Annotated in this window: 27 protein-coding genes; 15 read left to right on the forward strand and 12 right to left on the reverse strand. The window is 64.6% G+C overall.

Annotated features, from left to right (window positions below):
- Positions 1–306: 306 nt before the first annotated feature.
- From FG94_RS03690 to kynB, 6 genes are all read right to left on the reverse strand, one after another.
- Complete coding sequence (locus FG94_RS03690; RefSeq protein ID WP_036207274.1) at positions 307–705, reverse strand: GFA family protein; 399 nt, start codon at positions 703–705, stop codon at positions 307–309.
- Positions 706–721: 16 nt separating this feature from the next.
- On the reverse strand, positions 722–1,273 hold the full coding sequence (locus FG94_RS03695; protein WP_036207276.1) for an alpha/beta hydrolase: 552 nt from the start codon (positions 1,271–1,273) through the stop codon (positions 722–724).
- Between the two features lie 61 nt (positions 1,274–1,334).
- Positions 1,335–2,456 carry an acyltransferase gene (locus FG94_RS03700; protein WP_036207279.1) on the reverse strand — a complete coding sequence of 374 codons (1,122 nt, stop codon included), beginning with the start codon at positions 2,454–2,456 and terminating at the stop codon, positions 1,335–1,337.
- 54 nt (positions 2,457–2,510) lie between these two features.
- The gene (gene kynA, locus FG94_RS03705; RefSeq protein ID WP_036207282.1) at positions 2,511–3,356 is read right to left on the reverse strand and encodes a tryptophan 2,3-dioxygenase; all 846 of its coding nucleotides are present in this window, start codon (positions 3,354–3,356) and stop codon (positions 2,511–2,513) included.
- A 7-nt stretch (positions 3,357–3,363) separates the two neighbouring features.
- Positions 3,364–4,620 carry a kynureninase gene (kynU, locus tag FG94_RS03710; protein WP_036207285.1) on the reverse strand — a complete coding sequence of 419 codons (1,257 nt, stop codon included), beginning with the start codon at positions 4,618–4,620 and terminating at the stop codon, positions 3,364–3,366.
- Positions 4,617–5,264: an arylformamidase gene (gene kynB, locus FG94_RS03715; RefSeq protein ID WP_036207288.1), complete on the reverse strand. Its 648-nt coding sequence runs from the start codon at positions 5,262–5,264 to the stop codon at positions 4,617–4,619. The genes kynU and kynB overlap by 4 nt, the downstream gene beginning before the upstream one ends.
- A 592-nt stretch (positions 5,265–5,856) precedes the next feature.
- On the opposite strand from kynB, the gene flhD reads away from it, so the two are divergent.
- The 15 genes from flhD (at position 5,857) to FG94_RS03790 (ending at position 18,501) form a co-directional block, all read left to right on the forward strand.
- Positions 5,857–6,174, forward strand: a complete 318-nt coding sequence (gene flhD, locus FG94_RS03720; protein ID WP_027863769.1) for a flagellar transcriptional regulator FlhD — start codon at positions 5,857–5,859, stop codon at positions 6,172–6,174.
- A 59-nt stretch (positions 6,175–6,233) separates the two neighbouring features.
- Complete coding sequence (flhC, locus tag FG94_RS03725) at positions 6,234–6,800, forward strand: flagellar transcriptional regulator FlhC (protein ID WP_036207291.1); 567 nt, start codon at positions 6,234–6,236, stop codon at positions 6,798–6,800.
- 123 nt (positions 6,801–6,923) lie between these two features.
- A complete protein-coding gene (locus FG94_RS03730; protein WP_036207294.1) occupies positions 6,924–7,667 on the forward strand; it encodes a class I SAM-dependent methyltransferase in 744 nt (247 codons plus the stop codon).
- A 136-nt stretch (positions 7,668–7,803) separates the two neighbouring features.
- Complete coding sequence (gene motA, locus FG94_RS03735; RefSeq protein ID WP_036207297.1) at positions 7,804–8,658, forward strand: flagellar motor stator protein MotA; 855 nt, start codon at positions 7,804–7,806, stop codon at positions 8,656–8,658.
- Positions 8,659–8,710: 52 nt separating this feature from the next.
- Positions 8,711–9,658 (forward strand): flagellar motor protein MotB, encoded by a 948-nt coding sequence (gene motB / locus FG94_RS03740; RefSeq protein ID WP_036207300.1) that lies wholly within the window; start codon positions 8,711–8,713, stop codon positions 9,656–9,658.
- A 17-nt stretch (positions 9,659–9,675) separates the two neighbouring features.
- Positions 9,676–10,224 (forward strand): hypothetical protein, encoded by a 549-nt coding sequence (locus FG94_RS03745; RefSeq protein ID WP_036207302.1) that lies wholly within the window; start codon positions 9,676–9,678, stop codon positions 10,222–10,224.
- A gap of 84 nt (positions 10,225–10,308) precedes the next feature.
- Entirely contained in the window at positions 10,309–10,674 is a 366-nt protein-coding gene (locus FG94_RS03750; protein ID WP_036207305.1) for a response regulator, read from the forward strand.
- A 36-nt stretch (positions 10,675–10,710) separates the two neighbouring features.
- On the forward strand, positions 10,711–12,882 hold the full coding sequence (cheA, locus tag FG94_RS03755; RefSeq protein ID WP_036207308.1) for a chemotaxis protein CheA: 2,172 nt from the start codon (positions 10,711–10,713) through the stop codon (positions 12,880–12,882).
- 38 nt (positions 12,883–12,920) lie between these two features.
- Complete coding sequence (locus tag FG94_RS03760; protein WP_036207310.1) at positions 12,921–13,421, forward strand: chemotaxis protein CheW; 501 nt, start codon at positions 12,921–12,923, stop codon at positions 13,419–13,421.
- A 79-nt stretch (positions 13,422–13,500) separates the two neighbouring features.
- Positions 13,501–14,367 (forward strand): CheR family methyltransferase, encoded by an 867-nt coding sequence (locus FG94_RS03765; RefSeq protein WP_036207312.1) that lies wholly within the window; start codon positions 13,501–13,503, stop codon positions 14,365–14,367.
- A 9-nt stretch (positions 14,368–14,376) separates the two neighbouring features.
- Positions 14,377–14,970, forward strand: coding sequence for a chemoreceptor glutamine deamidase CheD (cheD, locus tag FG94_RS03770; protein WP_036207314.1), 594 nt, complete (start codon positions 14,377–14,379; stop codon positions 14,968–14,970).
- 32 nt (positions 14,971–15,002) lie between these two features.
- Positions 15,003–16,064, forward strand: a complete 1,062-nt coding sequence (locus tag FG94_RS03775) for a chemotaxis response regulator protein-glutamate methylesterase (RefSeq protein ID WP_036207316.1) — start codon at positions 15,003–15,005, stop codon at positions 16,062–16,064.
- Positions 16,065–16,204: 140 nt separating this feature from the next.
- Positions 16,205–16,600, forward strand: a complete 396-nt coding sequence (gene cheY / locus FG94_RS03780) for a chemotaxis response regulator CheY (RefSeq protein WP_036207318.1) — start codon at positions 16,205–16,207, stop codon at positions 16,598–16,600.
- Between the two features lies 1 nt (position 16,601).
- Positions 16,602–17,240, forward strand: a complete 639-nt coding sequence (gene cheZ / locus FG94_RS03785) for a protein phosphatase CheZ (RefSeq protein ID WP_036207321.1) — start codon at positions 16,602–16,604, stop codon at positions 17,238–17,240.
- Positions 17,241–17,295: 55 nt separating this feature from the next.
- The gene (locus FG94_RS03790; protein ID WP_036207323.1) at positions 17,296–18,501 is read left to right on the forward strand and encodes an EAL and HDOD domain-containing protein; all 1,206 of its coding nucleotides are present in this window, start codon (positions 17,296–17,298) and stop codon (positions 18,499–18,501) included.
- A 136-nt stretch (positions 18,502–18,637) separates the two neighbouring features.
- Here FG94_RS03790 and FG94_RS03795 read toward each other — a convergent pair whose 3' ends face one another.
- The 6 genes from FG94_RS03795 to metG form a co-directional block, all read right to left on the reverse strand.
- Positions 18,638–19,411, reverse strand: a complete 774-nt coding sequence (locus FG94_RS03795) for a flagellar brake protein (RefSeq protein WP_036207326.1) — start codon at positions 19,409–19,411, stop codon at positions 18,638–18,640.
- A gap of 124 nt (positions 19,412–19,535) precedes the next feature.
- On the reverse strand, positions 19,536–20,375 hold the full coding sequence (gene panC, locus FG94_RS03800; RefSeq protein WP_036207329.1) for a pantoate--beta-alanine ligase: 840 nt from the start codon (positions 20,373–20,375) through the stop codon (positions 19,536–19,538).
- A 35-nt stretch (positions 20,376–20,410) separates the two neighbouring features.
- On the reverse strand, positions 20,411–21,292 hold the full coding sequence (locus FG94_RS03805) for a ScpA family protein (RefSeq protein ID WP_036207331.1): 882 nt from the start codon (positions 21,290–21,292) through the stop codon (positions 20,411–20,413).
- A gap of 16 nt (positions 21,293–21,308) precedes the next feature.
- Positions 21,309–21,518 (reverse strand): DUF3460 family protein, encoded by a 210-nt coding sequence (locus tag FG94_RS03810; protein WP_027863751.1) that lies wholly within the window; start codon positions 21,516–21,518, stop codon positions 21,309–21,311.
- Positions 21,519–21,584: 66 nt separating this feature from the next.
- Positions 21,585–22,901: a hypothetical protein gene (locus tag FG94_RS03815; RefSeq protein ID WP_036207334.1), complete on the reverse strand. Its 1,317-nt coding sequence runs from the start codon at positions 22,899–22,901 to the stop codon at positions 21,585–21,587.
- Positions 22,902–23,087: 186 nt separating this feature from the next.
- Positions 23,088–25,235 carry a methionine--tRNA ligase gene (gene metG / locus FG94_RS03820; protein ID WP_036207338.1) on the reverse strand — a complete coding sequence of 716 codons (2,148 nt, stop codon included), beginning with the start codon at positions 25,233–25,235 and terminating at the stop codon, positions 23,088–23,090.
- Between the last annotated feature and the right edge of the window lie 59 nt (positions 25,236–25,294).

Genomic DNA, 25,294 nt, shown 5'->3' on the forward strand with positions numbered 1-25,294 from the left:
ATCGTAATGCTCCCGGATTTGCTCACACTGGACTCCAAACGATTCGGAGTCGACAGCATGAGTCATCTAGCAAAAAGCGGACATTTCAACTTTGCTAGATCCGGACATTACAACTTTGCCCTAACAGGGTGGGCGGCTCCACTCGAACCGACATGATCCTGCGGCTCTTGTGCCGCCCACGCGTTCAACAGGCGTCCGCGTACCAAGCTGCCTCGCTGGTCCGCCGGCCTGGCTTGAACGCGTGGGCGGCGGACCAGCCGGCGGCTGATCGGGGCTCAGGGTGGAGCCGCCCACCCTACGGGTCATTCAAAGGTGGCGGGTGTCGGCGGGCGGCGCCACCCAGTTGTCGTTGCGGCCGTCCAGGTAGCGTACCGGGGCAGCCAGCAGTTCCTCGACCGGCAGGTCGTCCAGGCTGGCCAGCACCACCGCGTGGAAGGCGCCCAGCGCCGGCGAGTCGCCGGTCGAGAAGGTGTTGATGCCGCAGTGCCTGCAGAAGTAATGCGCATCGCGGCGCGTGTGGTAGCGGTATTCGCGCAAGGTATCGCTACCGGCGAGCAGCCGGAATGCCGAGGAAGGCACCTGCGCCGCCCAGAAGCGCATCTTGCTGCAGATCGTGCAGTTGCACTTGCTGGTGCCGGCACCCAGGTCGATGTCGGCTTCGAAGCGTACGCTGCCGCAGTGGCAGCTGCCGTGGTAGGTCTTCATGCTGTGGCCAGAAAGCTCACGTCGTATGGCCGATCTGGTCGCAGAACTCCTGCAGCAGGCGCTCGCCCTCGGGCCAGGGACCGTGGCCGGAATCCGCGTTCACGTGGCCGGCCTCGCCGATGTGCACTAGGCGGCTGCCCCAGGCGTGGGCGAAGGCGGTGGCGCGTGCCAAGCTGAGGTAGGGATCGTTGTCGCTCGCGAGCACCATGCTGGGAAAGGGCAGGGGAGCAAACGGAATCGGCGCGAAGCCGTTGCTCGGTGCCGGATAGCTCGGCGCCTCGACGTCGCTCGGGGCCACCAGGAAGGCGCCGGCCACCTTCAGCGGCGAACGGCTGGCCGCCCAATGCGCCACCAGCATGCAGCCGAGGCTGTGCGCGACCAGGATCGGCGCGCCTTTGCAGGCGGCGATGGCGGCGTCCAGCTCGGCCACCCATTCGTCGCGCTCCGGGCAGTTCCAGTCGCGGTGCTGGGCCTTGATCCAGGCGGGATAGCGCTCCTGCCACTGGCTCTGCCAATGCTCGGGACCGGAATTCCACAGGCCCGCCAGGATCAGTACGTCGCACTTCATCGCGCCTCCGCCATTAGGAAAAGATGAACGGCGATTGTACGTCGAAAGCGGCAGGCCGGTTTCAGGCTCCGGTTTTTTCGGCCGCGACCAAGGGCCTGCGCGGCGCCAGCAGCCGCGCGAACAGGGCCTGGAACAGGTGGCGGCGGTGTTCGGTGAGCGCGCCGAGGGCGAAGGTCGTCGCCACGATCGCTGCGCCGAGGCCCAGCAGGGCCGCACCAGAGCTGCGCTCGTGCGGGTAGGCCGCCAGCCACAGCCCGATGACGATCGCATGCGACAGGTAGAGCGTGAAGGTGTACGAGGCCAGCAGCCGCACCGCCGGTGCGATGCGCTCAAGCGCCGTGAAGCCGGCATCGCGCGCGCAGGCGAAGTTGAGCAGGACGATGGCGCAGACCACATAGTCGCCGAGGAAGCGGTCGGCACTGCCAAGTGGCAGCCCGGAGAAGGGCCACCAGGCGATGCCGGCCATGCGCAGCGGCTCTTCCAGGCGCAGGCCTACCCAGGTGGCGAGCAGCGCCAGGCTGGCCAGCCATCCGGCCCGGGCCGCATTGCGGCCGAGCCAGGGACCATGGCTGCGCCGGTACAGCCAGGCGCCGGCCAGCCATACCGGCAGCAGCAGCCACAGCTTGTAGCCCATGACAAGCAGCGCCAGTCCCACAAGGGCGATGCGGCGGCGGCCCTGCAGGTAGCAGGCCAGCCCGAACAGCAGGTAGTACCAGGCCTCGTAGTTGAGCGACCAGTAGGGCTCCATGTAGGGAGGCACTTCGCCCAGGGTCCAGTGCTGGCCGAGAAAGAGCAGGTGGAATGGTACGTACACGTACAACTTGTCGAGCGCGTAGCCATGGGGCGGGACCAGGTCGGTGAAGGCGCGCACGGCCAATGCACAGGCCAGTCCCAGCAGCAGGACCGGCAGCGCCACCGAATACAGGCGCGACAGGCGCGCCACTGCGTACGCGCGCGCGGACGGCCGGCGCTGCGCCGTCGTCGCCGCGATCACGAAGCCGGACAGGACGAAGAACACGATCACCGCCTCGCGCCCCATCTCCGGCACCAGGCCCCAGGCGCCCTTCGGGATGACCCTGAAGTACTCGACATGGGCGAGCACCACCATGACCGCGGCGAGGAAGCGGGTCAGGTCGAGATAGACGGAAAAGGGCTGCGCGAGCGCAGGCGGCGCGGATTGCATTGTTTCTTTAGATTATGGAAACAATGCGATCATACACCGCTCGGCCCGCCTGGCTCAAAGTGCGGTTCGGAGGGCAAACAATTCAGGGAACAGCACCACGTCGAGCATCTTGCGCAGGTAACTGGCGCCCGAGGTGCCGCCGGTGCCGGTCTTGAAGCCGATGATGCGCTCGACCGTGCTCACATGGCGGAAGCGCCAGAAGCGGAAGGCGGTCTCCAGGTCGACCAGCTTCTCGGCCAGTTCGTACAGCGCCCAGTGGTGTTCGGTGTCCTGGTAAACCGCCAGCCAGGCCGCTTTCACGCTCTCGTCGCCCACGGTCGGCCGGGTCCAGTCGGCGGCCAGGCGCTCAGGGGCGATGGTGAAGCCGCTGCGCGCCAGCAGCATCACCGCCTCGTCGTAGACCGAAGGCGCGTGCAGCTCGCGTTCCAGGATGGCATGCGCCTCGGGCGACTTCTCGTGCACGCCCAAGAGGTTCGGGTTCTTGTTCCCGAGGATGAATTCGAGCTCGCGGTACTGGAAGGACTGGAAGCCCGAGGACGCGCCAAGGTAGGGGCGGATCGCCGTGTATTCGGGCGGGGTCATGGTCGCCAGCACGTCCCAGGCATGCACCAGCTGGTCCATGATGCGGGCCACGCGCGCCAGCATCTTGAAGGCCGGCGGCAGGTTGTCCTCGCGAATGTGGCGGCGCACCGCCTGCAGCTCGTGCAGCATCAGCTTGATCCACAGCTCGCTGGTCTGGTGCTGGATGATGAACAGCATCTCGTTGTGGTTCGGCGAGAGCGGATGCTGGGCGGCCAGGATCTGGTCGAGGCCCAGGTAGTCGCCGTAGCTCATCGATTCCTTGAAATCGAGCTTGGCGCCGTGCCACTCGGCCGGCTTGGTATTCGCTTTGTCGTCCATGTCGGCCTCAGGTCACTGCGCTGCGTTCGGCCCGGGTATCGTAGGCTTCGCGGTCGAGGATGTCCTTCAGGATCGCCACCGCATCCCAGACGTCGGCGAAGCTGGTGTAGAGCGGGGTGAAGCCGAAGCGCATGATCTCGGGCTCGCGGTAGTCGCCGATCACGCCGCGGGCAATCAATGCCGCCATCACCGCGTAGCCGTGCGGATGGGTAAAGCTGGCCTGGCTGCCGCGCCGCGCGTGTTCGCGCGGCGTCACCAGGCCGAGCGGATGGTCGCCGCAGGTCGATTCGACCAGCTCGATGAAGAGGTCGGTCAGCCCCAAGGACTTCTCGCGGATGGCCGCCATGGTGGTCTCCTCGAACACCTCCAGCCCGCACTCGACCAGCGCCAGCGACAGCACCGGCTGGGTGCCGCACAGCGCGCGCCCGATACCTTCGCAAGCCGCAAAGCCGTGCGACATGGCGAAGGGCTTCGCATGGCTCCACCAGCCCGTGAGCGGATGGGCAAACGCCGCCTGGTGGCGCTGCGGCACCCAGATGAAGGCCGGGGCCCCGGGACCGCCGTTCAGGTATTTGTAGGTGCAGCCGACCGCGAAGTCGGCTTTGGCCGCATGCAGGTCGACCGGCACCGCGCCGGCCGAGTGGGCCAGGTCCCAGACGGCGAGCGCGCCGGCGGCGTGCGCGTGGCGGGTCAGCTCCGCCATGTCGTGCAGGTAGCCGGTGCGGTAGTTGACGTGGGTGAGCATCAGCACCGCGCAGTCGGCGTCCACCGCCGCCGGGATCTCGTCCACCGAATCGACCAGGCGCACGCGGTAGCCGCGATCCAGCCACTGGGTCAGGCCTTCGGCCATGTAGATGTCGGTGGGGAAGTTGCTGCGTTCGGTAACGATGGTGCGGCGTCCGGCTCCCGCTCCTTCAGCCTGCAGCTTCAGGGCCGCGGCCAGCGCCTTGAACAGGTTGAGCGAGGTGGTGTCGGTGACCACGACTTCGCCCTCGTTGGCGCCAATCAGCGGCGCCAGGCGATTGCCGAGGCGCTTGGGCAGGTCGAACCAGCCGGCCGTGTTCCAGCTCTTGATCAGGTCCTGGCCCCATTCGCGGCTGACGACTTCCTGGGCGCGCGCCAGGGCGGCCTTCGGGCGGGCGCCGAGCGAATTCCCGTCCAGGTAGATGATGCCGTCGGGCAGGTCGAAGCGCTCGCGCAGGGTGCGCAGCGGGTCGCGTTGGTCGCTCGTGACGCAGTCGGCGCGTGTCGTTACAGCGGTCATGCAGCTTCCTTCATGGGTAATTGACGCAGGATGGCGCGCACCGGGCTGGCGTCCATGCCGGCGAATTTCAGGGGCAGGGCGACCAGCTCATAGTCGCCCTCGGGGACCTCGTCCAGCACGATGCCCTCCAGGATCGCCATCCCGCCGGCGCGCACCGCATGGTGGGCGTCCAGGGTCTTCGAATCCTGCGGGTCGAGCGAGGGGGCGTCGGTGCCGACCAGGATCGCGCCGCGGCTGGCCAGCAAGGCGATCGCGGCCGGGCTGATGGCGGGGAAGGCCGGGTCCCAGGCCTGCCGGGGCGCCCTGGCGTAGGTACGCAGCAGCACGCGCGGCGGGACGCCATCCAGCTTGCCCTCGAGGTGGGTCGGCTCGACCGTGCTCACGCCGGTGCAGTGGATCACGCGGCAGGCGCCGATGTAGGGCAGCAGGTCGACCTGGTCGATCGACTTGCCGGCCGGGTCATAGTGGCTGGGGGCGTCGGTATGCGCGCCGAGATGGGTGGTCATGGTCATGCGGCTGACGCGCACCGGGCAGCCATCCTTGATCGCCCAGGTCGGGGCGGCCTCGAACGGGGTGTCGCCTGGCCAGACGGGAATGCCGTTCGATATCGTCGGGCTGATGTCCCAGATGCGTAAAGATTCCATGCTTGCCTTGGATTAGTTGAGGCTTGAAGCTTTTGTTAGTCTCGCAGTGTAGCAAGTTCCCCGGCCTGCCGCCTGCCTTTGTTGGCTTGCCGATAACTTTTTGGCGCACAAAAAAATTTTCAAAAAATTTTCTCAAGAACCCTAAAGTTCTCCAAACCGCTGCCGTTACCCGTACCAGAAGCGCGGTAAAGGGTTTTGAAAAATATTTTCGACAAACCCTCAAGTTCTCACTAGGCGCTCCGTTAATGAAGTGGAGAAGGGCAGCAAGATTTGAAAAAATATTTTGCGAAAACCCTAAAGTTCTCCGAAAGCTTGACGTAAACCGTATCAAGCGCACGACAGAAGCAGTCTCGAGCGCGCACAATTCGGCGGATTTTCCGCAGCTCCCCCAGCCCCCGTTTTCATAGGGGCGCCAGAGTGATCCAGCAGGGTTTGTCAGACAAACTCCTACGGGTCATGCCGTCATTTCGCGGACGAAAAATACAGAGTTCGTCCAATACCGAAAAAGTTTCCTCACAGTCAGAATCTATCTCAACGGCAACACCTCAGTAGCAACTGAGTCGCCGATCAACGGATACGGAGAGATAGAAAAATGACGATGAACGACATGATGGCTGAAATCCGCGACGCCAACCTGAGCTACCTGATGCTGGCCCAGCAGATGATCCGCGCCGACAAAGTCACCGCCATTTTCCGTCTCGGCATCTCCGCCGACATCGCCGAGCTGATCGAAGGCATGAGCAATGCCCAGATCCTGAAGCTGGCAAGCGGCAACATGATGCTGGCCCGTTTCCGCTTCGACGACACCGCCATCCTGTCGATGCTGACCAGCCACACCAAGGAGCGCAGCCTGGCCCAGTCGCACGCCGCCATCCTGATGGCTGGCCAGCCAGTTGAAGAGATCGTATAAAATCCCGCTGACGCGGTCCCGTCGGGGCTGCATGGCAAGTTACACGGGCGGGAGTGGCAATGAGCAAGAAGAGTGTCGTATCGGAAGCGCAGGAAATCCAGCTTGCGATCGAACTGATCAACCTGGGGGCGCGCCTCCAGCTGCTCGAAACCGAAGTCTCGCTGTCGCGCGAGCGCCTGCTCAAGCTGTATAAGGAACTGAAGGGCGTCTCTCCGCCCAAGGGCATGTTGCCGTTCTCGACCGACTGGTTCCTGACCTGGCAGCCCAACATCCATTCCTCGCTGTTCATCAACATCCATAACTTCCTGGTCGAACATGCCGGCGCCAGCGGCGTCCAGGCGGTGATGAAGGCTTACCAACTCTACCTCGAACAGATGCCGCCCGAGCCGGGCGAAGAGCCGCTGCTGTCGCTCACCCGCGCCTGGACCCTGGTGCGCTTCTTCCAGAGCGGCATGCTGGTGCTGGCCCCGTGCCAGAAATGCCAGGGCAAGTTCGTCGTCAATGCCCTCGACCTGAACGCCGGCTACCTGTGCGGCCTGTGCCACATGCCTTCGCGCGCCGGCAAGACGCGCAAGGCCAAGGATGCCAAGGACGCGGCCGCTGCTGCGGCCAAGCAGGGCGAATAACATGGTTCTTCGTAGGGTGGGCGGGTTTCCCGCCCACGCGGCGATCGTTATCGGCCAGTTTATCGCGCCGCATGATCTTGCTACCAGCTATCACCGCGTGGGCGGCAGAGCCGCCCACCCTACATGAAGCCCGCGGTGGCGGCACTGCTGTTGCAGGTCGCCGCTTTCCCGCTGACCCTGGCACTTACCTGGTTGCTGGCCACTGCCGGCATCCCCATGTCCTACCTCTCCGTGGCCGTGATCCAGGGACTGGCCGCCGCAGGCCTGAGCTGGTGGCGCGGCCTGGCGAGCTGGTGGCACGCGATCCAGCTGCTGTTCCCGGTCGCGCTGTTCGGCGCCGTTCAACTGGCGATCCCGCCGCTGGTCTTCCTGGCCGTCTTCCTGTTCCTGCTCCTGCTCTATTGGTCCACCTACCGTACCCAGGTGCCGTATTACCCGTCCAACCGGCGCGTCTGGGAGGCGGTGGCCGGACTCCTGCCGGACAAGCAGCCGGTGCGCGTGATCGACATCGGCAGCGGCCTGGGTGGCCTGGTGCTGGACCTGGCGCGCCGCGGCCCGGCGGTCGAGGCCATTGGCATCGAGCTGGCGCCGCTGCCCTGGCTGGTGAGCCGGCTGCGCGCGCGCCTGGCGCGTAGCCGCGCCCGTTTCATCCGCGGCGACTACGATGCCCTCAATTTCGGCGAATTCGACCTGGTGTTCGCCTACCTGTCGCCGGCCGCGATGCCCGCCCTGTGGCGCAAGGCCGCGCGCGAAATGCGGCCCGGTTCGCTGCTTCTCAGCTACGAATTCATCATTGACGATCGTCTACCTAACCGTATCGTCTATCCCACAGAGGGCGGCCCGGCCCTTCATATCTGGCACTTTTAGACGACAAAACCGGCCTTTCTGCTTGCCGGTGAGCCATTCTCCCGCTAGAGTGGTTCCCTGCGTCAACTTTGCCTGAAATCACTATTATTGAGTCGCCCGGACGAAACATTCCCGGCATTTCTGGAGCGGAATTCCCTTGTTAGTCATTCTTGGTTACATCGTCGTCTGCCTCTGCGTCTTCGGCGGCTTCGCCCTGGCCGGCGGCCACCTGGCCTCGCTGTGGCAGCCGATCGAACTGCTGATGATCGGCGGCGCCGCCCTGGGCGCCTTCTTCGTCGGTAACACCATGAAGTCGGTCAAGGCGACCATGAAAGCCCTCCCGGGTGTGTTCAAGGGCTCGCAGTACACCAAGGACATGTACATGGAGCTGATGGCGCTGCAGTTCGACGTGCTGTCGAAGGTGCGCAAGGAAGGCCTGATGTCGATCGAAGGCGACATCGAGGCGCCGGAAGCCTCGCCGCTGTTCTCGAAGTACCCGGCGGTGCTGGCCGACCACCACATCGTCGAATTCATGACCGACTACCTGCGCCTGATGGTGTCGGGGAACATGGACGCGATGCAGATCGAAAACCTGATGGACAACGAGATCGAGACCCACCACCACGAGGGCGCGATCCCGGCCCACGTGATCGCCAAGGTCGGCGACGGCCTGCCGGCCTTCGGTATCGTGGCGGCGGTGATGGGGGTGGTCCACACCATGGAATCGGTGGGCCTGCCACCGGCCGAGCTGGGCATCCTGATCGCCAAGGCGCTGGTCGGCACCTTCCTCGGCATCCTGCTGGCCTACGCCTTCGTCACCCCGCTGGCCAGCGTGCTGGAGCAGAAGCTGGAAGAATCGACCAAGATGTTCCAGTGCGTGAAGGTCACGCTGCTGGCGAGCCTGAACGGCTATGCGCCGGCGCTGGCCGTCGAATTCGGCCGCAAGGTGCTGTACTCGACCGAGCGTCCGAGCTTCGCCGAACTCGAAGAGCACATCAAGAAGAAGAAGTAGAGCGTGATGCTGCTTTCAGATCAACTGCAGGAATCGAGACGAGGAGGGGACCATGGCTGACGACAACATGCGTCCCATCGTCGTCAAGCGCATCAAGAAGGTCCAGGGCGGCCACCATGGCGGCGCCTGGAAGATCGCCTACGCCGACTTCGTGACCGCGATGATGGCCTTCTTCCTGCTCATGTGGCTGCTCGGCTCGACCGCCAAGGGCGACCTGGAAGGCATCTCAGAATACTTCAAGACGCCGCTCAAGGTGGCGATGGCGGGCGGCTCGGGCGCCGGCGACTCCTCGTCGGTGATCAAGGGCGGCGGCACCGACCTGTCCCGCCGCAACGGCCAGGTCAAGAAGGGCGACATCGACCCGACCTCGAAGACCTACAACCTGGAGGCGGCCAAGGCCCAGATCGCGCGCGCCGAGGCCGAGCGCCTGCAGTCCCTCAAAATGAAGATCGAATCGGTCATCGAGGTCAATCCGCTGCTCAAGAAGTACAAGAACCAGCTGCTGCTCGACCTCACCAGCGAAGGCCTGCGCATCCAGATCGTGGACGAGCAGAACCGCCCGATGTTCGAGCTGGCCAAGGCCGAGCTGCAGCCGTACACGAAAGAGATCCTGAATATCATCGGCATGGTGCTCAACGAGGTGCCGAACAAGATCGGCCTGTCGGGCCATACCGACGCCACCCCGTATTTCAGCCATGCCGGCTACAGCAACTGGGAGCTGTCGGCCGACCGCGCCAACGCCTCGCGCCGCGAACTGGTGCGCGGCGGCCTGGGCGACGACAAGGTGCTGCGCGTGGTCGGGCTGGCCTCGGCCGCCAACCTCGATCGCAAGGACCCGTTCAACCCGATCAACCGGCGCATCAGCATCATCGTCATGAACAAGAAGACCGAGGAAGCCGTGCAGCGCGACGCCGCCTCGCTCGAGGTGCCGGCGCAGCAGCCCGCGGCGGCGGCCGAAGCGGTCGCGGCGAACGCCGGTATGCCGGCCGCAGGCAAGTAGTCCAGCAGGAGACTCGAATGAAAAGAAAAAAGATTCTCGGATCACACGTCAAGCGCCTGCTGTCCGGTGTGGCCATCCACGGACGCCGCCACCTGACCGAGGTCGAGACCGACCTGCTGCAGACCGAGCTGCTGCTGGAAGAAGCCATCGACAAGCTGACCAGCAGCTTCATGGCCATCCACACGGCGGTCGGGGCGCGCCAGGAAGCGATCAACCGCCTGCTGGCCGGCGAGACGCCGAGCGCCGAAGACAGCGCGAACCTGGCGGACATGTCCGGCGAGATCGGCCAGCACGTGAACTCGGCCATCACCAGCATGCAGTTCCAGGACATGACCAGCCAGCTGATCGACCGCACGCTGCGGCGCGTGACCGGCCTGCGCGATTTCCTCGGCACGCTCAGCGAGCATGGCGCCGAGATCGCACCGGAAACCGACAGCGACGAGATCGTCGAACGCCTGGGCAAGGTCAGCATGGCGCTGGCGATCCAGTCGCTCGAGCTGCGCAGCATGCTGCGCAAGTCGGTCGACCAGCAGCACCTCGAGAGCGGGGACATCGAACTCTTCTGAGTGCGCCGCCGGTACTGAACAACACGACACTTCGCCACTTAACATTCAACCGGAACATACCGGATAAAACAGCAGGAGCAAAACATGGCAAAAACGATTCTCGCGGTCGACGATTCCAGTTCGCTGCGCCAGATGGTGGCCTTCAGCCTGAAGGCGGCTGGCTACAACGTGGTGGAAGCCGTGGACGGCCAGGATGGCCTCGACAAGGCAAAGCTGCAGAGCGTGGACCTGGTCCTGACCGACCAGAACATGCCGCGCATGGACGGCCTGGCGCTGATCAAGACCCTGCGCACGCTGCCGACCTACGCCAAGCCCCCGATCCTGATGCTGACCACCGAGTCGTCCGACGAGATGAAGGCCAAGGGTCGCGCCGCCGGCGCCAACGGCTGGCTGGTCAAGCCTTTCGATCCGCAGCGCCTCATCGAGGTCGTGAAAAAAGTCATCGGTTGAACCGATGATGCGCCCGGTAATCGAGGAAACAGCACCATGACGATCGACATCAGCCAGTTCTACCAGGTCTTTTTCGACGAGGCAGAGGAACTGCTCGCCGAAATGGAGCGGCTGCTGCTGGCAGTCGACGTGGCCGCGCCCGACCCGGAAGACCTGAACGCGATCTTCCGCACCGCCCATTCCGTCAAGGGCGGCGCCTCGACCTTCGGCCTGTCCGACATGAGCGAGGTCACGCACGTGCTCGAGTCGCTGCTGGACCGCATCCGCAAGGGCGAGATGGCGCTGACCTCGAACCACGTGGACGCCTTCCTGGCGGCCAAGGACAGCCTCAAGATGCAGCTCGACGGCCACCGCCACGGCGCAGCCGTCGACCAGGAAGCGGTCGCCAACGTGCGCATGGTGCTGCACGACCTGGCCGAAGGCCTGGTGCCGCACGCACCCGTGGTGGCGCCGTCGTATCTCACCGCCGAGGCGAAGGTACACCAGCCGACTGAGGGAGCGCACCGCTACAAGATCGAGCTGCCCCCGGTCGAGCAGCGCGACATCAGCGCCCTGGTCGACGAGCTGGGCCTGATGGGGCGCGCCAAGGTGACGCCGCTGGAGGGCGGGCGCAGCGCTATCATCATCACCACGCACGAGAGCCTGGATGACATCATCGCGATCTGCTCCTTCGTGCTCAATCCGGAAGACCTGAAGATCTTCGAGGCCCCGGCCTTGACGCCCGAACAGCGCGCCATCGAGGCCGCCGAGCGCAAGCGCATCGAGGACCAGCAGGGCTACGGCTTCTTCGACGCCGACGACGAGGGCGCGGCCGCGGCAAGCGGCGGCGACGAGCTGTCGGACGACGAGCGCGGCTACGGCTTCTTCCAGCCGATCGAACAGATCCGCGCCGCGGCCGGCATCACGGGTGAACCGAAGCCGGCTGCCGCGCCGAAGGGCCCGGAACCGCTCGAGCTGTCCGAAACGGCAAGCGAGCTGGCGCTTGAAAAGAAGGCCGCCGCCAAGAAGGACCCGCACGCGGAATCGTCCTCGATCCGGGTGTCGGTCGAGAAGGTCGACCAGCTGATCAACCTGATCGGCGAACTGGTGATCACCAACGCCATGCTCGAGCAAAGGAGCGGCGGGCTGGATCCGATGACCCACGAGCGCCTGCTCAATTCCATCAGCCAGCTGGGCCGCAACACCCGCGAGCTGCAGGAAGCGGTGATGTCGATCCGCATGATGCCGATGGACTTCGTGTTTTCGCGCTTCCCGCGCATGGTGCGCGACCTGGCCAGCAAGCTTGGCAAGAAGGTCGACTTCATCACCAACGGCGCCGCCACGGAGCTCGACAAGGGCCTGATCGAGCGCATCGTCGATCCGCTGACCCACCTGGTGCGCAACTCGATCGACCACGGCATCGAGATGCCGGCCGCACGTGTTGCCAGCGGCAAGTCGGAGGCGGGGCGCCTGTTCCTGTCGGCCGGCCACCAGGGCGGCAATATCGTCATCGAAGTCTCGGACGACGGCGCCGGCCTGAACCGCGAACGGATCCTCGCCAAAGCCAGCCAGAACGGGCTTTCGGTGAGCGAGAACATGAGCGACGAGGAAGTCTGGCAGCTGATCTTCGCGCCGGGCTTCTCGACCGCCGAGCAGGTGACCGACGTGTCGGGCCGCGGCGTCGGCATGGACGTCGTCAAGCGCAACATCGCCTCGATGGGCGGCAGCGTCGACATCCGCTCTGCGCGCGGCTTCGGCACCACGATCTCGATCTCGCTGCCCCTGACGCTGGCCATCCTGGACGGCATGTCGATCCGCAGCGGCGAAGAGGTCTACATCCTGCCTCTGTCCTTTGTCGTCGAGTCGCTGCAGCCGGCGCTTGCCGACATCCGCGAGATCGCGGGACGCGGCCGCGTGCTGAAGGTGCGCGGCGAATACCTGCCCCTGATCCCGCTGTACCAGATGTTCGAGATCCAGCCGCGCATCACCGACCCCTCCGAGGGGATCGTGGTGATCCTCGAGACCGAGGGCAAGAAGGCCGCGCTGTTCGTGGACGAACTGGTAGGCCAGCAGCAGGTGGTGGTGAAGAACCTGGAAGCGAATTACCGCAAGGTGGCCGGCATCTCGGGCGCCACCATCCTGGGCGACGGCGGCGTCGCCCTGATCCTCGACGTAGCCGCGCTGGTGCGCTCCTCGCGCCAGCTGCTGGGCGACACCGTCGTATCGTGAAGCTTTTTACAAAACATTAACCCCAAGAGGACGTGAACATGTCTACTGTACAGAACAACAAACCGGCCGACGGCGCCATCGAAGGCGCCGGCAGCGAGTTCCTGGCCTTCACCCTGGGCTCCGAGGAATACGGCATCGATATCCTCAAGGTGCAGGAGATCCGCGGCTACGAAGCGGTGACCCGCATCGCCAACGCACCGGAATTCATCAAGGGCGTCATCAACCTGCGTGGCATCATCATCCCGGTGGTGGACATGCGCATCAAGTTCAAGCTGGGCACCCCGGTGTACGACCAGTTCACCGTCGTGATCATCCTGAACATCGGCGGGCGCATCATGGGCATGGTGGTGGACAGCGTGTCGGACGTGACCACGCTCACCCCGGACCAGATCAAGCCGGCGCCGGAAATGGGTACCGCCTTCAATTCGGACTACATGATCGGCCTGGGCACGGTGGACGAGCGCATGCTGATCCTGGTCGACATCGACAAGCTGATGTCGTCCAGCGAGATGGGCCTGATGGACAAGCTGGCAGCGTGATTTTGTATGGTGGGCGGGAAAACGCCTACCCTACAACAGCCGGCACAAGCAACACTGATAGCAACGAAGAGGCAATAACGTGCCGCAGCAACGAACCGATACGGCCAAGGAATTCGATTTCACGCGCAGTGATTTCGAGCGGGTCCGCGCGCTGATCTACCAGCGCGCCGGGATATCCCTGGCCGACAGCAAGCAGGAGATGGTCTACAGCCGCCTGGCGCGGCGCCTGCGCGCCACCGGCATCCAGTCCTTCGTGCGCTACCTCGACGACCTGGAAGCAGGCCGGATGGCGACCGAATGGGAAGCCTTCACCAATGCGCTGACCACCAACCTGACCTCGTTCTTCCGCGAAGCCCACCACTTCCCGCTGCTGGCCGAGCACCTGGCCGGGCTGCAGCGCCGCGACGGCAAGCCGCTCACCATCTGGTGTTCGGCCGCGTCCACCGGCGAGGAACCGTATTCGATCGCGATGATCGCCTGCGAGGCCTTCAACAGCTTGAGCCCGCCGGTACAGATCGTCGCGACCGATATCGACACCAATGTGCTGGCGGTCGGCGCCACCGGGGTCTATCCGATGGAGCGCGTCGACAAGGTGGGCGCGGAGCGCTTGAAGCGCTTCTTCCTGAAGGGGAAGGGCGCCAACGAGGGCATGGCGCGGGTGCGTCCGGAACTGCGCCAGCTGGTGAGTTTCCGCCAGCTGAACCTGCTGGCGAACGAATGGCCGGTGGAAGGGCAGTTCGACGCGATCTTCTGCCGCAACGTGATGATCTACTTCGACAAGGACACCCAGCGCAAGATCCTGGCGCGCTTCGTGCCCCTGATGAAGCCCCATGCCCTGCTGTTCGCCGGGCATTCCGAAAACTTCCTGTACGTGTCGGATTCGCTGCGCCTGCGCGGCAAGACGGTGTACGAACTCGATCAGGCCGCGCGCCGCCACCCGTTCTAAAACACCGACATGAACAACCAGTTCGCCACCAACGTCTACTACGACCGCACCTTCGACTGCGACGCCGCCAAGATCCTGCCGGGCGAGTACTACTACACCGGCAAGAACATGCTGATCGTGACCGTGCTCGGTTCCTGCGTGTCGGCCTGCATCCGCGACCGCATCACCGGCCTGGGCGGCATGAACCATTTCATGCTGCCCGACGGCGGCGACGCCGGCAGCCCGGTGTCGGCCTCGATGCGCTACGGGAGCTTCGCCATGGAGATCCTGATCAACGACCTGCTCAAGGCGGGCGCGCGCCGCGAGAACCTGGAAGCCAAGGTGTTCGGCGGCGGCGCCGTGCTGCGCGGCTTCACCGCCATGAACGTGGGCGAACGCAATGCCTCCTTCGTGGTGGACTTCCTGAAGACCGAACGCATCCCGGTGCTGGCCTCGGACCTGAACGACGTCTATCCGCGCAAGGTGTACTTCTTCCCCAAGACCGGCAAGGTGCTGGTGAAGAAGCTGATGCAGACCCAGAACGATACGCTGGCAAAACGCGAGCTCGATTACGCCAAACGACTCAAGGTCGAACCGGTCGGCGGCGACATCGACCTGTTTTGACCAGGGAAGAACAAGACCTGAAAGGACGACACATGACAATCAAGGTGTTGATCGTCGACGACTCGGCGCTGATCCGCAGCGTGATGAGCGAAATCGTCAACTCCCAGCCCGACATGGAAGTCGTGGCCACGGCCCCCGACCCCCTGGTCGCGCGCGAGCTGATCAAGCGCCACAACCCGGACGTGCTGACCCTCGACGTCGAGATGCCGAAGATGGACGGCCTCGATTTCCTGGAAAAGCTGATGCGCCTGCGCCCGATGCCGGTGCTGATGGTGTCCTCGCTGACCGAGCGCGGCTCGGAGATCACGATGCGCGCGCTGGAACTGGGCGCGGTCGACTTCGTGACCAAGCCGAAGCTGTCGATCCAGACCGGAATGCGCGAATACACCGAACTCATCGCCGACAAGATTCGCGCGGCAAGCCGCGCGCGCATCAAGCGCATGGTCCCGGGCAGCAGCCCGGCGCCGCAGCTGTCGGCCCTGCGCAGCCCCCTGATCTCGTCGGAAAAGCTGATCATCATCGGCGCCTCCACCGGCGGCACCGAGGCGATCCGCGAATTCCTGATGCAGATGCCCTCGGACTGCCCGGGCATCCTGATCGCCCAGCACATGCCGGAAGGCTTCACCAGCTCCTTCGCCAAACGCCTCGATTCGCTGTGCAAGATCAGTGTGAGCGAATCGCAGGGCAACGAGCGGGTGCTGCCCGGCCACGCCTACATCGCGCCGGGCCATTCGCACCTCCTGCTCACCCGTTCCGGCGCCAACTACATGACGAAGATCGAGCAGAGCCCGCCGGTCAACCGGCACCGTCCCTCGGTGGACGTGCTGTTCCGCAGCGCCGCGCAGGCGGCGGGCAAGAACGCTGTCGGTGTTATCCTGACCGGCATGGGCAAGGACGGGGCCGCCGGCATGCTGGACATGCGCACTGCGGGCGCGCACAATTTTGCCCAGGACGAGGCAAGCTGCGTCGTGTTCGGCATGCCGCGCGAAGCGATCGCGCTCGGCGCTGCCCACGAAGTAGGCAGTTTGCAGGCCTTGCCGGGCATGGTGCTCGAGCACCTGGCCTCGCAGGGCAGCCGGGCGTTGCGTGTTTGATCCGGATGCGCTTGTATTGATGCCATTTTATCGCCGTACGGCAACAAAAATGCTATTCTTGAGGCTGATCCCACGGTCGCGCGGTTTTGTTCAGCGCTCACCTACTAAACCAAAGCAAAAGATTCAAAACGGAGTAATTCATGGCTGATCCAAAGTTGCGTTTTCTGGTTGTTGACGATTTCTCGACGATGCGCCGCATCGTCCGGAATCTGTTGAAGGAACTGGGTTATGCCAATGTCGACGAAGCAGAAGACGGCGTGATGGCGCTGGCCAAGCTGCGCAGCGAACCCTTCGACTTCGTGGTGTCGGACTGGAACATGCCGAACATGGACGGCCTGACCATGCTGCAGAACATCCGTGCCGATCCCGCGCTGGCCAAGCTGCCGGTGCTGATGGTGACCGCCGAAGCCAAGAAGGAAAACATCATCGCGGCCGCGCAGGCAGGCGCCAGCGGCTACGTGGTCAAGCCGTTCACGGCCGCCACGCTGGACGAGAAGCTCAACAAGATCTTCGAAAAGATGGACAAGGCGGGCTGACATGAGCGAGCAGACCGTGGCGCAGGTCGAGACCTCCCATGAGGAGGTCCTGAGCCGGATCGGGCACATGACGCGCGCGCTGCACGAAAGCCTGCGCGGCCTCGGGCTCGACAAGCTGATCGAGAAGGCGGCGAGCGATATCCCCGATGCGCGCGACCGCCTCGACTACGTGGCGCGCCTGTCCGAACAGGCTGCCAAGCGCGTGCTGGACGCCACCGACGCCGCCGGCCCGGTGCAGGATGCGATCGAGACCCGCTCCGGCGAGCTCGCCGGCGCCTGGCAGGCCTTGCTGGACCAGGGTGCTTCGGAACAGGACTGGCGCGCGCTGGCGCAGCGCACCATCGCCGGCCTCGACGAGTCCCGTGCCGGGGCCTGCGCGACGCGTGCCCAGCTGATGGACATCATGATGGCCCAGGACTTCCAGGACCTGACCGGCCAGGTGATCGGCCGCATCACGGGTATCGCCCAGAACCTCGAGAAGCAGCTGGTGCAGGTGCTGATCGACTTCGCGCCGAGCGAGATTCGGCGCGAGATCGACAATGGCTTGCTCAACGGCCCGCAGATCAAGCCGGAAGGCAAGAGCGAAGTGGTTGCCGACCAGGGCCAGGTCGACGACCTGCTCGACAGCCTCGGTTTCTAAGGCGCGCGGGCCACGGGGCCGCCCGCGCACCGTCACACGTTTCATCACGCGCCACATGCATCAAACTAACTTCATCGTCCGCGAACCGCTGCTCGACCCCAGGCAGCGCGTCATCGGCTACGAGCTGTCGTGGCAGCATCACGACGGCAAGGTCCCGAGCGACCAGGAACTGGAAGACCTGGTCGCCTTCGTCGCCGAGCACGTCAACCATGCCGAGCACGGCTGGCTGCTGCGCGACAAGGTCCTGTTCCTCGATGCCGTGCCGGAGATGCTCTCCCTCGATGCGCTGCACGCGCTGCCGCCGGAGCGCACCGTCCTGACCCTGAATATCCGCAAGCTGACCGACCCTGACGTGCGCGCGGCGGTGCAGGCAGTGCGCGTGGGCGGGGTAGGGGTGTCGATCCGCGGCGCCGACCTCAAGCTGCTGGGCCGGAACTTGGCGCCCTATGCCTCCTACGTCGAGGTGCAGTTCGCCGGCAGCGACGTCGCCACCCAGGCCCGCACCTATGCCGCCGCCAGGCATGCCGCGGTGCGCATGGTGGGCCGTCCGGTGGCCACCTGGGCCGACTTCGACGCCTGCGCCACCCTCGGCCTGGATGCCTTTGTCGGCAAGCTGCACCTGACCCCGCGGCCGGGCAACCCGGTCAAGGGCATGAACCCGACCCAGAGCACCATCCTGCAGCTGATGCAGCTGGTGCAGAACAACGAGGACCTGCCCAAGCTCGAGAACATCCTGAAGCGCGATCCGGCGCTCACCTACAAGTTGCTCAGCTACATCAATTCCGCGGGCTTCGGGGCTGCGCGCAGGGTAGAGTCGCTGCGCCAGGCGATAGCCCTGATGGGCTATGCGCCGCTGTACCGCTGGCTGGTGCTGCTGCTTGCGACGGCCAGTTCGAGCGGTTATTCGCCGGTGCTGATGGAGACCGCAGTGGTGCGCGGCCGCCTGGCCGAGCTGCTCGGACAAAAGGCGCTGCGCGGCGAGGGCGAGCACCTGTTCGTGGCCGGCATGTTCTCGCTGCTGGACCGGCTGCTGGGCCTGCCGATGCAGGAGGTGCTGGAGACGGTGCCGCTGCCCGAGGAAGTGGTCAGGGCGCTGGTGTCGCGCGAAGGCAGATATGGGCCTTACCTGGCCCTGGCCGAGGCTTGCGAACTCAATTCGAAGCTGGTGGCGGGGCTGGCGGAGTCGCTCGACATCTCCCCGCTGGAAGTCAACAAGGCGCACCTGTCGGCGCTGGCCTGGGCGCAGTCGGTGGCCGCCTAAAAGCGAACGTCGACTTGGGTCCCGGCCTTCGCCGGAACGACGGTCTCCGAGCTAACAGAACGTTGTTGAGGCACGCGACTTTAGTACGTCGTTCCGGCGAAGGCCGGAACCCAATTTCGTAGCAAACCGCTTGCGCTCAGCGCGCAACCGCCCGCCGCTCCGGCGTCCCGGTGGTCACGAAGCGTTCCAGGGTCTGCTGCATCTGCATCGAGATGCTCGCGAAGCTGCAACCGATCTGCACCTGCTCCCCCAGCAGGAAGGTGCGGAAGGGCCGCAGCAGGCGCACTTCGAGGTCGGCGGTGATCGCCAGGCTCGGCCCCAGTTGCAGGCGCACGCCTTCCAGCTTCTTCCCCACGTGCAGCCCGAAGCATTGCTCGGGCGTCGCACGCAGCCCCACGCCGCCTTGCGAGAAGTCGTACAGGGGCAGTTCCATCTCGGCGCCCTTGATGCGGAAGCTCGCCAGGTAATGGACGCCCACCGGCGTCTCGACCCGGCGCGCGGCGCGGCGGTTCAGTACCAGGCAGGAGGGCGGGAATTCGGCCTGGACGTGCAGCTTGTTGGCGGGCGCCGGTTTCCAGGACTGGTCGAGTTCGAACTGCAGCTTGGCATTGCCGCCCAGCGAAGCGACCAGGGTGGCCTTGCCGGCCGGCGGGCGCTCGCTGCCGGTGAAGTCGATCACGAAATGCGGCAGCTCCGGGTCGACTGATTCGATGCGCGCCAGCAGCGGCTCGATCCAGCCTGCCGGGAACACCGTGATCGGCTCGCCGGACAGGGACAGCGCGGTCAAGGCCTCGCCGATATCGAAAGGATCGCGCATTTCATGCGGCTCGGCGGTGCTGCCGATGCGGCTGAGCGCGTCCGACTGCCGCGGCGGGCCCTTGCGGTCGATGGGAGTGGAGGTTTCGTTCACGGCAACTTTCCTTGCGAGATTCCTTCATGCCGCGCGAAAACCGGCTGGTTTCCGCGCACGTCAAGTATAAGGCTAGTCCGACTGGTATTGCAATTTAGCAAGCAAAGATAGCTGTTTGTTACTTCTAGATTTCCAGGTTGTCGATCAGGCGCGTGTTGCCGAGCTTGGCTGCGGCCAGCACGACCAGCGGCGCGCCCGCTTCCAGGTCGGCCATGCCGGGCGCCTGCAGGTCGATGCGCTTGCGGATCGAGACATAGTCCGGCTTCCAGCCGCGCGCGGCCAGGAAATCCATGGCCTGGCGCTCGACGGCGGCGACGTCGCGGCTGCCCGCGCGCATCGCCTCGGCGACGGCATTGAGCTGCTGGTACAGCGCCGGGGCCTCGCGCCGCTCCTCGCTCGAGAGGTAGCCGTTGCGCGAGGACAGGGCCAGGCCGTCCTCGGCACGGAAGGTCTCGGCGCCGATGATCTCGGTCGGCAAGGCGAACTGGCGCGCCATGTTACGGACGATCATCAGCTGCTGGTAATCCTTCTTGCCGAACACGGCCACGCGCGGCTGCACGCAGGAGAACAGCTTGGTCACCACGGTGCAGACGCCGTCGAAGAAACCGGGGCGGAACTCGCCTTCCAGCGTATTGCCCAGGCCCTCGGGCGGACGCACGCGGTATTCCTGCGGTTCCGGGTACATGTCCTTCTCGGTCGGCGCGAACAGCACGTAGACGCCTTCCTTTTCCAGCTTGGCCACGTCGTCCTGGAAGGTACGCGGGTACTTGTCGAAATCCTCGTTCGGGCCGAACTGCAGACGGTTGACGAAGATGGACGCCACCACCGGGTCGCCGTGCCGGCGCGCCAGGCGCATCAGCGACAAATGGCCTTCATGCAGGTTGCCCATCGTCGGCACAAAGGCGGTGCGCAGCTGGCCGCGCAGCTGGTCGCGCAGTTCGTCGATGGAGGAAATGATTTTCATGGGGGTAACGGAATAGGAATAAAGTAACCGGCTCTTCAAGCCGGGGAATAGGCCAGGCGCACATAGATCGGCGCAAAGGGTTCGGCCTGCGTGATCTCGATCAAGGTTTCCTTCGCCAGTTCGAGCATGGCGACAAAGTGTACAACCACGATCGGAATCGTGTGCTGGCCGGCGAACAATTCGGAAAATTCGACGAAGCGCTGCGACCGCAGGGTGCGCAGGATGGCGGACATGTGCTCGCGCACCGAGAGCTCCTGGCGGCTGATCCGGTGGTGCTGGGTCAGTTTGGCGCGGCGCATCACATCCAGCCAGGCGCGCTGCAGGTCCCAAGGATCGACGTCGGGCAGGCTGGGGGCCAGGCCCTGTTCGACGAACAGCTGCGGGCGCACGAAGTCGCGGCCTTCCTGGGGCAGGGCGCCGAGCGCCACCGCCGCCGCCTTGATCTGCTCGTAGTCCAGCAGGCGGCGCACCAGTTCGGCGCGCGGGTCGCCGACGTCCTCGACCAGGTCCTCGTGCCTCTTGGGGAGCAGCATCCTCGACTTGATCTCGATCAGCATCGCCGCCATGAGCAGGTACTCGGCGGCCAGTTCCAGGTTGCGCTGGCGAATCTGCTCGACGTATTCCAGGTATTGCAGGGTCACCTGCGCCATCGGGATGTCGAGGATGTTGAAGTTCTGCTTGCGGATCAGGTACAGCAGCAGGTCGAGCGGACCTTCGAAGGCGTCGAGGAAGACCTCGAGCGCGTCCGGCGGAATGTACAGGTCGTTGGGCAGGCGCGTCAAAGGCTCGCCGTACAGGCGAGCGATGGCCGCCTCGGCCGCATCGGCCGCTGCGTTCAGGTGCTCGTCGTGGATAGTCGGAGGAGCCCCATCCTGCGGGGGATCGGCCGCGTTTGGCGCGGCCTGCTCGGGCAGCATGGGGCTTACCTCAGCCTCAGACCTTGGACTGGTACGGGTAGGCTTGCTGGCGCAGGCGCGACGCGTTGATGCGCTCCTGTTCGTCCAGCGACAGCGGGGCCTTGTCCCACAGCAGGGCGCGGCCTTCCACCTGGCGCTCTTCCATGCCCGGGGTCTTGGCTTTCAGTTCCTTGATGAACTTGGTGTGCTCGGATTCGTACAGCGAGTGTTGTTTCTTGAAGAACATGATTTCCAGAATGAAGTAGCAAACAGACGGGGCAGATTCTTCAGCCCCGGCCCGTTCGCGTCAAGTTTACTTGTGCAGTTCGTTCAGCTGGCGGGCGATGATGTCGTGGTTGAGCCACAGCACCGGGGCGATCTTTTCCGATGCGCCATGGAACATCAGCGGGCCGGCGCCTTCCAATACAAGGCTCGACAGGTGGTCGGTGATCAGCGCCTTCTTGTCCTTGTGCAGGTTGGTGATGGCTTCCGAGGTGCCGATCATGACTTCGGCCAGTTCCGGGGTGTTGTCCATCGGCCAGGCTTCGAAGTTGCGGAAGTGGGCGCTGGTCGCGTCGTTGTTGTAGTGCTCGATGGTGTCGAGCAGCGACTGCAGCGAGATGCCGTCGCCCAGCAGGTCCTGGCAGATTTGCCATTGCTGGTCGGCCCATGCTCCGCCGCCTTCCTTCTTCAGCGCGACCAGCAGCGGGAACAGCGACAGCTCGACGCCCACGAAGATGTCCGAGGAGTTGGTGCGGATTTCCGGGCAGTTGAACACGGTGGCGTAGATGCCATGGTTCCAGGCCGCCTGGGCGATCGACTCCAGGCGCATCTTGGCGTAGCCCTGGGTGTAGTTGGTGTAGGTCTGCCAGGTATACTCGCCGCCGATCAGGATCTCGGTGCCGTGGTAGCCGTAGGCGGTATAGCGCACTTCGCCGCCGGCCTTGGTGACGCGCTCGCGGATCGTGCTTGACGCATCGATCAGGTACTTGAGCGTGTTGGCGGTGACTTCGTCGAAGTTCATCAGGATCAGCTTGCCCAGGTCGCTGTCGAGCAGGGCGCGCGAGGATTCGAAGCGCTCGCCGCGGCCCTTGTAGATGCGGTTGGCGATGGCCAGGAAGGCCTTGATCTTCGGGATGCCGCCGGCCATGGTGTGGGCGAAGAAGACGTTGGCGCCTTCCGGGATCAGCTTGTCGATCTCAGCCATCGCCTGGGCGGCGCTGGTGGTGAAGCGGCGCACGCCGGCTTCGCGGCAGCGCTCGATCTTGTCCCAGTCCAGCTTGTCGTCCTGCCAGGTCTTGAGCTTGACGTCCGCCAGCAGTTCGGTCGGGTTCTGCTCGCCTTCCGGGGCGTCCATGTCGAAACCGGCCATCAGCGGCACGTTGACGATCTTGCCGCCGAGCTTCTCTTCCGCCTCGGCGTGTTCTTCCGCGGTGAGCGCGCGCAGGGCGCCGGACTCGTCGCGGCGGCCGACGGTGATGCCGACGATGCTCATGCCGGCAGCGCGCGCCTCGTCGATCAGGCCGTTCACATAGCCGCGGCCGAACAGCTCGCCGAACAGGACGAACACGTCGCCCTTGCGGAACACGTTGGCTTGCGGGATATGGCGGAGAGGAGTGAATTCGGTCATCTTATTATCTACCTATCTTGTATGGTCTGAAGAAGGCCTGCCGGCAAGGGCCGGTGGAAGCACGAGTTTCAGAAAAATAACACGTCATTATAACGCCGCGGATGGGCGTGGGCGTTGATTTTGGCGGTGGGGAAGAGGGCGGGAATGCCGGGCTCCCTCGTGTCGGGAACCCGGCGCGGGTGTGGCTTAGCGAATACGCATGCCCGGCTGCGCGCCCGGCATCGGATCGAGCAGGTACAGGCCCGGATTGGCCTTTTCGTCGGCAGCGGACGCGCACAGCACCATGCCCTCCGACACGCCGAACTTCATCTTGCGCGGCGCCAGGTTGGCGACCATCACGGTCAGCTTGCCGATCAGGTCTTCCGGCTTGTAGGCCGACTTGATGCCCGAGAACACGTTGCGGTAGCGGCCTTCGCCCACGTCCAGCGTCAGGCGCAGCAGCTTGCCGGCGCCTTCGACGTGTTCGCAGTTGACGATCTTCGCCACGCGCAGGTCGACCTTCAGGAAATCGTCGATCGAGATTTCCGGCGCCAGTTCCTCGATGTCGCCGGCCGGCGCGGCTTGCGTGCTCGGGGCGGCGGCTTCCGCGGCTGGAGCGGCAGCTGCTGCAGGAGCGGCTGCCGGTGCGGCCGGCTTGTCGAACAGGTTCTCGACCATCTTCGCATCGACGCGCTGCATCAGGTGGCTGTAGGCGCCGATCGTGCGGCCCAGCATGGTTTCGTAGACGGCCGCGCCGTGGGTGTCGAGCCAGCTCAGCTCGCTATCGCCCAGGAACTCGGTGACGCGCGCGGCCACCTGCGGCAGCACCGGCGACAGCATGATGGTGAGCTGGCGGAACAGGATCAGCGCGGTGGTGCAGACGTCGTGCAGTTCAGCAAGCTTCGACTCATCCTTGGCCAGCAGCCAGGGCTTGTTCTCGTCCACGTACTGATTGACGATGTCGGTGATCTCCATGATCTCGCGCATCGCGCGGCCGTACTCGCGCGCTTCGAACGCGGCCGCGATGCTGGCCTGGCGCTCGGCGCCGTCGATCATCAGGGCCTTGCAGATCCAGCCCTTGGCGTTATCGGACAGGCTGTCGGCCAGCTTGCCGTCGAATTTCTTGGCGATGAAGCCGGCGCAGCGGCTGGCGATGTTGATGTATTTACCGATCAGGTCGCTGTTCACGCGGGCCACGAAGTCGTCGCCGTTGAAGTCGAGGTCTTCGACTTTCGCATTCAACTTGAACGCCAGGTAGTAGCGCAGCCATTCCGGGTTCATGCCCAGCTCCAGGTAGCGCAGCGGAGAGATGCCGGTGCCGCGCGACTTCGACATCTTTTCGTTGTTGACCGTGAGGTGGCCGTGCACCGCGACCTTCAGCTTGTCGATGATCGGGTGCTGCGAGAAGTTCAGCATCGCCGGCCAGAACAGCAGGTGGAAGGACACGATGTCCTTGCCGATGAAGTGGACCTGCTCGGCGGCCGGGTCGTTCAGGAAAGCGTCGTAGTCGATGCCCTGTTTGCTGAAGTAGTTCTTCAGCGAGGCCAGGTAGCCGACCGGCGCGTCCAGCCACACATAGAAAAACTTGCCCGGCGCGTCAGGAATCGGGATGCCGAAATAGGGCGCGTCACGCGAGATGTCCCAGTCGGCCAGCTTTTCGCCGGACTCGCCCAGCCATTCCGAGACCTTGTTGACCATTTCCGGCTGCAGGCGGCCCGGGGTGTTCAGCCATTCCTTCAGGAAGGCGAAGCAGCGCGGGTCGGACAGCTTGAAGAAGTACTGTTCCGAGGGCTTGAGGATCGGGGTCGAGCCGGTGAAGACCGAGAACGGATTGATCAGTTCGGTCGGCTGGTAGGCGGCGCCGCAGACTTCGCAGTTGTCGCCGTACTGGTCCTTGGCGTGGCAGACCGGGCACTCGCCCTTGATGTTGCGGTCGGCCAGGAACATGCCCTTGACCGGGTCGTAGAAGCGGTCGACGGTCTTGGTGACGATCAGGCCGGCGTCGCGCAGCTTGCGGTAGATGCCCTGCGAGAGTTCGACGTTTTCCGGCGAATCGGTCGAGTACCAGTTGTCGAAGGCGATGTGGAAGCCGTTCAGGTACTGCGGGCGGCCGGCGGCGATCTTGGCCACGAATTCCTGCGGCGTGATGCCTTCTTTTTCGGCAGCGATCATGATCGGGGTGCCGTGGGTGTCGTCGGCGCAGACGAAATGCACCTGGCGCTGGATACCATTATCGCGCTGCATTCGCTGGAACCGGACCCAGATGTCGGCCTGGATGTATTCCATCATGTGGCCGATATGGAAGGCAGCGTTGGCGTAGGGCAGGGCAGTGGTGACGAACAGCTTGCGGGTCATGGTGGTCGAAGCGCTTTGGTTATATGGAAAGAAGCATTTTACCAGCGGAAGGCGGCACC

It is taken from the genome of Massilia sp. LC238, from assembly GCF_000735635.1.
Taxonomy (GTDB): domain Bacteria; phylum Pseudomonadota; class Gammaproteobacteria; order Burkholderiales; family Burkholderiaceae_D; genus Telluria; species Telluria varians.

Bases quoted from the DNA above. Each gene is read 5' to 3' on its own strand.
- FG94_RS03810 (WP_027863751.1), bottom strand. From the start codon at position 21,518: ATGTTCTTCAAGAAACAACACTCGCTGTACGAATCCGAGCACACCAAG.
- FG94_RS03700 (WP_036207279.1), bottom strand. From the start codon at position 2,456: ATGCAATCCGCGCCGCCTGCGCTCGCGCAGCCCTTTTCCGTCTATCTC.
- FG94_RS03805 (WP_036207331.1), bottom strand. From the start codon at position 21,292: ATGCTGCCCGAGCAGGCCGCGCCAAACGCGGCCGATCCCCCGCAGGAT.
- kynU (WP_036207285.1), bottom strand. From the start codon at position 4,620: ATGACCGCTGTAACGACACGCGCCGACTGCGTCACGAGCGACCAACGC.
- FG94_RS03775 (WP_036207316.1), top strand. From the start codon at position 15,003: ATGACAATCAAGGTGTTGATCGTCGACGACTCGGCGCTGATCCGCAGC.
- panC (WP_036207329.1), bottom strand. From the start codon at position 20,375: ATGAAAATCATTTCCTCCATCGACGAACTGCGCGACCAGCTGCGCGGC.
- cheA (WP_036207308.1), top strand. From the start codon at position 10,711: ATGACGATCGACATCAGCCAGTTCTACCAGGTCTTTTTCGACGAGGCA.
- FG94_RS03790 (WP_036207323.1), top strand. From the start codon at position 17,296: ATGCATCAAACTAACTTCATCGTCCGCGAACCGCTGCTCGACCCCAGG.
- motB (WP_036207300.1), top strand. From the start codon at position 8,711: ATGGCTGACGACAACATGCGTCCCATCGTCGTCAAGCGCATCAAGAAG.
- kynA (WP_036207282.1), bottom strand. From the start codon at position 3,356: ATGGACGACAAAGCGAATACCAAGCCGGCCGAGTGGCACGGCGCCAAG.
- FG94_RS03695 (WP_036207276.1), bottom strand. From the start codon at position 1,273: ATGAAGTGCGACGTACTGATCCTGGCGGGCCTGTGGAATTCCGGTCCC.
- cheY (WP_036207318.1), top strand. From the start codon at position 16,205: ATGGCTGATCCAAAGTTGCGTTTTCTGGTTGTTGACGATTTCTCGACG.
- flhD (WP_027863769.1), top strand. From the start codon at position 5,857: ATGACGATGAACGACATGATGGCTGAAATCCGCGACGCCAACCTGAGC.
- metG (WP_036207338.1), bottom strand. From the start codon at position 25,235: ATGACCCGCAAGCTGTTCGTCACCACTGCCCTGCCCTACGCCAACGCT.
- FG94_RS03815 (WP_036207334.1), bottom strand. From the start codon at position 22,901: ATGACCGAATTCACTCCTCTCCGCCATATCCCGCAAGCCAACGTGTTC.
- FG94_RS03745 (WP_036207302.1), top strand. From the start codon at position 9,676: ATGAAAAGAAAAAAGATTCTCGGATCACACGTCAAGCGCCTGCTGTCC.
- FG94_RS03760 (WP_036207310.1), top strand. From the start codon at position 12,921: ATGTCTACTGTACAGAACAACAAACCGGCCGACGGCGCCATCGAAGGC.
- cheD (WP_036207314.1), top strand. From the start codon at position 14,377: ATGAACAACCAGTTCGCCACCAACGTCTACTACGACCGCACCTTCGAC.
- flhC (WP_036207291.1), top strand. From the start codon at position 6,234: ATGAGCAAGAAGAGTGTCGTATCGGAAGCGCAGGAAATCCAGCTTGCG.
- cheZ (WP_036207321.1), top strand. From the start codon at position 16,602: ATGAGCGAGCAGACCGTGGCGCAGGTCGAGACCTCCCATGAGGAGGTC.
- FG94_RS03730 (WP_036207294.1), top strand. From the start codon at position 6,924: ATGAAGCCCGCGGTGGCGGCACTGCTGTTGCAGGTCGCCGCTTTCCCG.
- FG94_RS03750 (WP_036207305.1), top strand. From the start codon at position 10,309: ATGGCAAAAACGATTCTCGCGGTCGACGATTCCAGTTCGCTGCGCCAG.
- kynB (WP_036207288.1), bottom strand. From the start codon at position 5,264: ATGGAATCTTTACGCATCTGGGACATCAGCCCGACGATATCGAACGGC.
- FG94_RS03690 (WP_036207274.1), bottom strand. From the start codon at position 705: ATGAAGACCTACCACGGCAGCTGCCACTGCGGCAGCGTACGCTTCGAA.